Annotated in this window: 1 protein-coding gene; it reads left to right on the forward strand. The window is 70.5% G+C overall.

Annotated features, from left to right (window positions below; translation table 11 throughout):
• The first annotated feature begins 489 nt into the window (after positions 1-489).
• Positions 490-7932 carry a polymorphic toxin type 27 domain-containing protein gene (locus tag ACWFR1_RS23260; RefSeq protein ID WP_453554104.1) on the forward strand — a complete coding sequence of 2481 codons (7443 nt, stop codon included), beginning with the start codon at positions 490-492 and terminating at the stop codon, positions 7930-7932.
• Positions 7933-8454 lie beyond the last annotated feature (522 nt).

Here is an 8454-nt window from a genome sequence, read left to right on the forward strand (position 1 = left end):
TCTCCCGAACCGGGCCGCCAGACGCCTACCACGTCGGCGCTCACCAGCGAGCTCCCGTCGCAGAGCCGGGCAGGCCGATGCGCTGGCGGGCGGTGGACGTCGTGGCCATCGCCGCAGCGAGCACCTTCGTGATCTCCGGGCCGGCCCGTCGAGCACGTCGGCCGGGAAATGTGGGAGCTTCTCGCGATACGAGACAACCGCCTCTGACACCCGATCAACTGCGCGTTCTACGCCGGGTAACAAGATGATCAACTTGCGGACGGCTTTGTCCGTCGGTGGGCTCCCGTGTGCGGTTGGTGAAGATTATTTGATCTTCACGTGCGGAGCGTTGCGTGACATCGTCGCAGAGTAAGCGGCGGCGCTGGTTCATGGGGAGGGGCGGCCGCGCTGAAGCATGCCGTACGAGGCCGGGGGCCGGGCGGCGAGCCGCCCGGTTTGGCATGCCCATGAATGACGCTGTCGAAGGATCGACAGATTGTCAGGCACTCCATGTCATTGTTCAGAGACGTCGGCAGACGCCGACGTCGCATACGGTCCGCCCTTGCCAGGGCCACCGGCACGACGGCGCTCGTCACCGCCGCCGCCGTACTGGCCGGCGTGATCCAGGCCGCTCCGGCCTACGCCGACCCGGTGCCCGAGGTGGACGACGGCCTCTACCGCAACAGCATCGGCGAGCAACGGCGGCTCGACCGCTGCCTTACCGGTGTGGCACTGCACATCGGCGGTCCCGCGATGAAGGCCAAGGCCATCGAGGGCCTGACGGGCACCGACGAGCAACTGCGCGAGGTCGTCAGCCATGTCGGCTGGATCTTCTACGGCCCTCTGGGCCTGGCCGATGACGCCGACGACGAGGAGGCACAGGCCTCCTACACAGCCAGTGCCAAGCGGGTCGAAGAACTCAATGCGGCCAACTATCCCTACCGCATGTCCGCCTTTTCCGCCGAGGGCATAGAGGTGCACGCGCCCGCGTTCGGCTCGGACGTGAACTACTTCACGGCAGTCTCGAAGGCCCAACGCGCGCACCAGCTCGGTTGGGACGGCCACAGCGAGGCCAGTAGTGAGGCTGTAGACCGCGCCAGAGCGATCACGGAAGAGAATCTCGGCAAGGACGAATGGCACGACTTCACCGCGGACTGGATGTTCAAGGACTTCCAAAGTAAATATTCGCGTGGGACGACTTCCAGCGACATCGCGTCCTACCTGCGCCACGGTGGTTATCCGACTCAGGCACCGACCAAGGACTCCGCCGAGTACCGGGTCGAGGTGGAGAACCTGAAGCAGGCCTGGGCCGCCTGCGACAACCAGAACCCATATGATCCGTCCCGCAAGCTCAACGAGCTCGTCATGGACGCGATGGTCGAGTGGGAGCTGGAGTACGCCGGACAGGCCACCCAGCGCGCCACGATCATGCACGCCGAGGTCGAGGCCACGGCGGCGACCCGCGCCGCCACCGACGACATGATCGAGGCCATTCGGCAGGCGTGGCTCGCCGAGCAGATCCTGATCTGGCGCAAGTACTGGCTGGAGGTCCTCCCTGGCTGGCCGGGAAACCCGAACGCGCCCGACCAGGCGTTCTATGACAAGGCCACGGCCGACCTGGCCCAGGCTCGTACCAACGCGACCGCCCTGGTCGCCTCGTCCAAGGCGCAGGCCGCCAAGGCCGCGGCCGCCGCGCAGAAGGCCGCGAGCGCGCAGCAGGAGGCCTGGTCAGTCGCCGACGCGACCCACGTGCCGCGCGGCCGGGGGCTGATGTACGCGCAGCAGTCCGTCCAGGCCGCCCGCGCTTTGGCCGCTGCCGCCGAGGCAGCCGCGAAGGCGACCGAGACCGCGATGTCCGCCACGAACGCGACCGTGGAAGACGCGGATGCCCTGCTCGCCAAGGCGCAGACGGACTCGCACGCGATCAGCACCGAGTTCCGTCGGGTCGCCGCCGAGGAGGCCGCCGCTCAGGCGAAGGCCGCCGCCGACAGCGCCGAGGCCAACGCCACGGCCGCCGCCGAAGCCGCCACCACCGCCAAGAGCGCGCAGACAACGGCCGAGCAGAAGCGCGACAAGGCCAAGACGGCCGCAAGCACGGCTGCCTCCGAGCGGGCCAAGGCGCAGGCGGAGAAGGCCATCGCCATCGCCTCCCGCGCCAAGGCCGCGACCGAACGCGCAAAGGCGGAGGAGGCCGAACAGAGGGCTGGGACCCAGCAGACCGCGGCGAAGAACGCCGACACGGCCGCCAGCACCGCGACCGCCGACGCCACGGCAAAGCGGAAGGTCGCCGACGAGAAGGCGAAGGCCGCGCAGACCGCGCGCGAGAAGGCGATCGCCGCACTCCAAGCAAAGCAGGCCACCGCGGCCCGCGCCGCCGCCCTCGAAGCCGCGGCCGTCGCCGCCGAGGGCACCGCGGCCGCTGCTGAGACCCGGGCCGCCGCCACCGCCGCCCGGACGGCCGCGAACCAGGCCGTCCAGGCCGCCACCGCCGCGCAGACCGCGGCAGACGAGGCCACCGCCGCCGCCGTCTCAGCGCGGAGCGCCGCCACCACGGCGGAGGGCGCCGCCGAGCGCGCCCAGGCCAGTGCGAGCAGCGCGTGGTCGGTGGCCTACGCCTCCCTCGGCGCGGCCTCCACCGCGCGGGCTGAGGCCGCCACCGCCCTAGACGCGTCCCAGGACGCGGCGCTTCGCGCGGACAACGCGGCGACGGCCTCGGAGAATGCCGCCGAGCTGGCCAAGAAGGCGCAGCTGGAGTCGGTCGCCGCCGGGGCCAGCGCCGGCGAGGCGGTGAAGTCGGCCGCGACCGTTGTCGGCCGTGCCTACGCCGCCGGTCAGGCCGCGCTCGCCGCCCGTGACGCTGCAAAGGGAGCGGGCGCCGCCTCCATCGAGGCCATAGCGATGGGAAGTCAGTACCAGGAGACGGACAGTTCGGCCGCGTTCGCCGCGCTGGTCGGCCAGTCGTCGAAGACGATCGCCGAACAGCAGGCCGCCGCGGCCGAGGCCAAGGCGACTGAGGCGGCAGCCGCTGCCGAGGAGGCGCTGCAGGCCGCCGCTCAGGCCACCGGCGATGCCAAGCTCGCCGCGGAGGCCGCCGCCCGCGCGGCGAGTGATTCGGCGCGCGCCGTCGAGGCCGTGACCCGCGCCCAGGCGTCGGCGGCCGAGGCCGCCGACGCGCAGAAGGACGCGAAGACCGCCGCCGACGCCGCCTCCGGCCACGCCGAGCAGGCCGGGAACGACGCCCTCAGCGCCGTCTTCACCGCCAGCGAAGCGAGCAGTGTCGCCGGGGAGGCTTACCGCGAGGCCACCGACGCCGAGCAGCACGCCGCCGAGGCAAACGGCAAGGCGGGACGTGCGGCCGAAGCCGCCGAGGAAGCCGCACGCAAGGCGGCCGAGGCGGAGCAGCAGGCCAAGGCCGCTGAGGGCAAGGCATCCGATGCGGATGGTGACAGTTCTGCTGCCGAGGAGGCCGCGAAGAAGGCCGAGGAGGAGCTGCGTAAGAAGAACGAGGCCGCGCACCAGGAGGCCCTCGCCGAGGGCGTCACACCGATCAAGGGTGGTGCGTCCAACTGGCCGGTCCTCGGTGAGCGCGAGGAGCGGATCCTCCTCGACGCGTGTGGTCAGACCTGTGTGGACGACTACCGGGAGGGCCTCGCGGCCGTCTCGGTGAACGTCGTCGAGTGGGCGACCGCGAACGGCGGGCAGATCCTCTTCGAGCAGCTCGACGTCGCCAAGGTCAAGGAATGCCTGGCCGGTTACGACATCGAGGACTGCCTCTGGACGCTGGTCGACATCCCGTCGTCCGCCGTGATCGTGGGCCGCATGCCCGCGCTCGCCCAGGCGATCGAGAAGGTCTCCGATGGCGTCCGGCAGCTCTTCGTCGACGCCGACAACGCGTTTCGCCGGCTCAACGATCTGACGGCCGTCATCAGTGACGTCCGCTCCACCCCGCGTCTCAACCGGTGCCTCGTGGGAGTCGCCCTTCACGCGGGCGGCGCCAATATGAAGGCCAAGGCCATCGAGGGCCTCAGCGGCACCAACGCTCAGCTGGACGCGGTCATAGCCGACGTCGGCTGGATCGGCTTGGGGCCCCTGGGACAGGCCCGGGACCTGGACCATGAGGCGAGCAACGCCTTCTGGGATGCCATCGCTGCCCGCGAGGCGATCCTGGAGGACGCCAATCGCCCGTACGCGATGAGCTCGTTCGACGACGGGATCACGCTGCACGCCCCGGAGTTCGGCGAAGACACCCTCGGGTTCACCCTGGCCGCACAGACCAAGCTGTCATACCGGCTCGGCTGGGACGACCACACCAACCCAAGCGCCGAGGCTGTTGCTCAGGCTCGAAAGGTCACCGAGCAGAACCAGGGCAAGGACGGCTGGCACGACTACGCCGCCGACACCATGCTGCTGTTCACGAACCTGAACAACACCCGGTTCTCCGGGGGTACCACGTCGGCGGACATCGCGACGTACCTGCGGCACGGCGGCTTCCTCGACAAGAAGGTCGTCGAGGGTACCCCTGAGTTCCGTATCGAGGTCGAGAACCTCAAGCAGGCCTGGGCCTCGTGCAACCACAACGACCCGGTGGACCCGCGCAACGCCCTGAGCGAGGCCGTCTCCCAGGCCTCGGCCGAGTGGGAGGCGGAGTACGCCGGTCAGACCGCCCCGCGCGCGGTCATCATGCGCGCGGAGGCGGACGCCGCCGCCGCGACCCGCGCCGCCGCCGACAACATGGTCGAGGCCATCGGTCAGGCGTGGCGTGCCGATCAGATCCTGCGCTGGCAGAAGTACTGGCACGACCTCCTGGAGGCCGACCCGGACCACCTCTTCAAGCCGAAGCAGGCCCTCTTCGACAAGGCGAAGACGGACCTCGCGAACGCCCGCGGCAAGGTCCAGACGCTGGCCGTTAAGGCGAAGGATCAGGCCGCTCTGGCCACCGCCGCCTCTCAGCGTGCGGTGACCGCGCAGCAGCAGGCGTGGACGATCGCGGACGCCTCCGAGGTGCCGCGCGGTCGTGGCCTGATGTACGCGCAGCAGTCGGTGCAGGTCGCGCGCGCCTCCGGTGCCGCCGCCACGGCCGCCGCGAAGGCGACGGAGACGGCCCTGAACGCGGCGAACGCCACCGTCGCGACGTCCCAGACGCTGCTTGCCCTGGCGCAGACCGAAGCGCACGCGGTGAACACGGAGTTCCGCCGGATCGCCGCGCAGGAGGCCGCCGCCCAGGCGAAGGCCGCCGCGGACAGCGCGGACGCCTACGCGGCCTCGGCCGCGGCGAACGCCGAGAAGGCCAAGAAGGCCAAGGAAACCGCGCTCGCGGAAGAGGAGCAGGCCCGTCAGGCTGCGGCCGACGCGCAGGCGTCCCGTGCCGTCGCCGAGCTGGAGCGCGCCAACGCGGCGGCCTACCGGGCCACCGCGGAGAGCGAGCGGGACAAGGCGAAGGCCCACGAGGCCGACGCCGTCGCCCAGGGCCGGATCGCCAGTGAGGCCCGTACCTCGGCCGAGGCAGCGGGTACCGCGGCCTCGGCCAAGCGGGGCGTCGCCGAGCAGTCGGAGCGCGACGCGGTCGCCGCTCGCGATCGGGCCCTGGAGGCCGAGCAGCGGCGGGACTCGCTGAAGGCGAAGGCGGCGGCCCTTGAGGCCCACGCCGCGGCCGTTGACGGTACGGACGCAGCCGAGGCCGCCCGGGCCTCCGCGACCGACGCCCGTGCCGCCGCCAACACGGCGACCACGGCGGCCACCAACGCCCGCGCTTCGGCGAACGCAGCCACGACCTCGGCCGTCAACGCCCGTGACGCGGCCACGAAGGCGCAGGGCTCCGCGTCCCGCGCCAAGGCGGCTGCCGACAGCGCCTGGTCCTCGTACATGGTCGCGGCCGGTTCCGCGGCAGCGGCGCACGCCGCGGCGGCCGAGGCCATCGACGCCTCCGAGGCGGCGGCGGCCGACGCCAAGGGCGCCAAGGAGGAGTCGGAGAAGGCCTCCGCGGCGGCCAAGGTCGCCAAGACGGAGGCGGCTGCCGCCCGTTCTGAGGCGCTGCAGACCGCAGCCTGGGCGGCGACCACCGCCGGCAAGGCCCTCGCGGCCGTGCAGGCCTCGCTCGCGGCTCGTGACTCCGCGAAGGCGGTGATCAAGCCGGCCAACGAGGCGATCGCCCTCGGCGGCCCGTACCAGGAGACCGACAGCTCGGCGGCGTTCGCGGTACTGACGGGACAGCAGTCCCTGACGATCTCGCAGCAACAGGCAGCGGCAGCGGCCGCTACCGCGAACATGGCCCAGGCGTTCTCCGCCGAGGCGAAGGCCCTGGCCGAACAGGCCACCGCGGACATGAAGCTCGCGGCGCAGGCGGCCTCGGCCGCGGCGGCCGACGCGCTCCGTGCCGCCAACGCGTACCAGCGGGCCCAAGCCTCAGCCACCCAGGCCGCGAAGGACGCCAAGGAAGCCCAGGCCTCAGCGAACCGCGCCGACGGCTACGTCCAGTCAGCCGGCAACGACGCCATGGCGGCGTCGTGGGCGGCGAGGGACGCGCAGGCCGACGCCACCGCCGCGGACGCCGCGGCCACCGAGGCGGAGAAGGACGCCGCCAACGCCCGCGCCGCAGCCACCCAGGCCGAGGAGGACGCCGCCAGCGCCCGGGACACCGCCACCCAGGCGGAGACCGACGCGACGGCAGCAGAGGAAGCCGCCGACGACGCGTGGGACGCGGCAAACGAGGCCCAGGCCGCCGCGGACCGCACGGAGAAGGGCGGTAGCAGCGAACAGATCTCGCAGGGTCTCACCACCGGGATCAGCGATGTGTGGGCGGTCCTCGACCACATCGAATACATCGGCGAACCGCAGAACGTCGTCAAGGACAACTGCAACCCGATCCTCCACATCGGGGACTGCAAGATCACGGCCGACATCACGTACAAGTCGCACGTCGACGTGTACATGTGCATGGTGCCGTGGGAGTCGTACACGAGCTCGGGCAGCTGCCCGGCCGCGGAGACGGTCTACCTCGGCCCCGAGGTGACGAAGGCGGAGACGAAGAGGCTCACCGTCACGCTGACGATGCTCGAGTTCGACTCGGGCATCGACCCGATCGACGTCCTGCTCGGCGACTTCATCGGCTGCGCCAAGCTGATCACCCCGGGTCTCTCCGGTGGCAGCTGGGGCGACTGCGCCTGGGCGGCCAGCTGGTTCGTCGCGGGCGCGATCTTCAGGTCGGCCAAGGCCGCTGTAACGGCGGTGGACGCCGCCCTCAAGACCGGCATCGGATTCATGGACGCCTATCTGGCGCTCCGCACCATCGGCCTGACCGAGGCCGTCGTCCAGGGCATCATCAGCCGTATCGTCCGGAAGCTCTCCGAGGCGTGCGAGACGGTGGACACCGCGACCTTCAAGGTCGTGTCGTTCTCCGTCGCGGCGGCCAGCGACGACGTCGTCAAGAAGTGCACTGAGGTCCTCACCGACCTGGTGAAGGACGGCGATCACATCGTCCTCGGAGTCAACCCCGGTTCGGATGCTCTGGCCACGTCTGTCGGCGGGCGCACGTTCAACGACGACCTCTACGGAACCCAACTGCCCGCAAGCATGGGGCTGGGGGAACGCGCCATTTGGACGGTGGGAGTGGAGAGAGCTGTGGTCAACTCCAACGTGGAGCTCTCGGTGTCGCTGGACGGTGTCGCAGGTGCCAAGAACGCCGACGAGGCGCTGACTCTGCTTCTGGCGCGAGGGGACACGATCCCGAACAGCGACTGGACGCTCATCCAAAAGCAGGGCTACGGAACCGCATGGGAGATGGTCAAACTCCGTGCGGCCCTCCGGATGGAGTACCGCAAGTGGGATTCCATCAAGTGGTACATGATCAAGCTCGACGAGGCCGGCAAGCCGGTGCTCGACGCGGCCGGCAAGCCGGTGTTCGAGCGGGTGCACCCGACGCGGTTGACGTATGCCAACGGAACGCCCGTGGAGTAGTGATAAGAAGATGGTGGGTATGACAGATTTCATTCGGGAGGGGCGGCTCTTCAGAGTCGTCGCGTTCCTTCCTTCGCACCGGCAACTCCTTCTGGCCAGTTAGGCCACACTGGTGGACCGGACCACGACGAGGGTCGAGGTCTCTTTCGGGCATGTGGAACTGATGTTCCTCAAGCCCTACTAAGAGAACGGGCTCCACAACCGGCAGCGACCGCCGCGGAGTTCGCCGTGCTCCACGAACGGCACGGCATTCCGGCGGAGGACGCCGCCTGCACCTGGAAGTTGGAGCGGGACGGCGACAGCTTCGTCGTCGGCAGCAATCCGAACTGGCGGGAGGCGAGGTGATGGGTGGGCGCAGTCGTTGCACGACCCGCGTGAGCCCTGGCCGCCGGAGTTCCCGGCGGAATCGGGGACGATCGGCTGACCATCCACCGGCCGGCGCTGCCGAGGGGTAGCAGCCTTGGCGCACCTCCGGCCGGAGGTGCGCCAACGAAAAGAAAGGGGCCGTCCCCAGTGCGGTGC

The organism is Streptomyces sp. NPDC055103 (assembly GCF_053607625.1).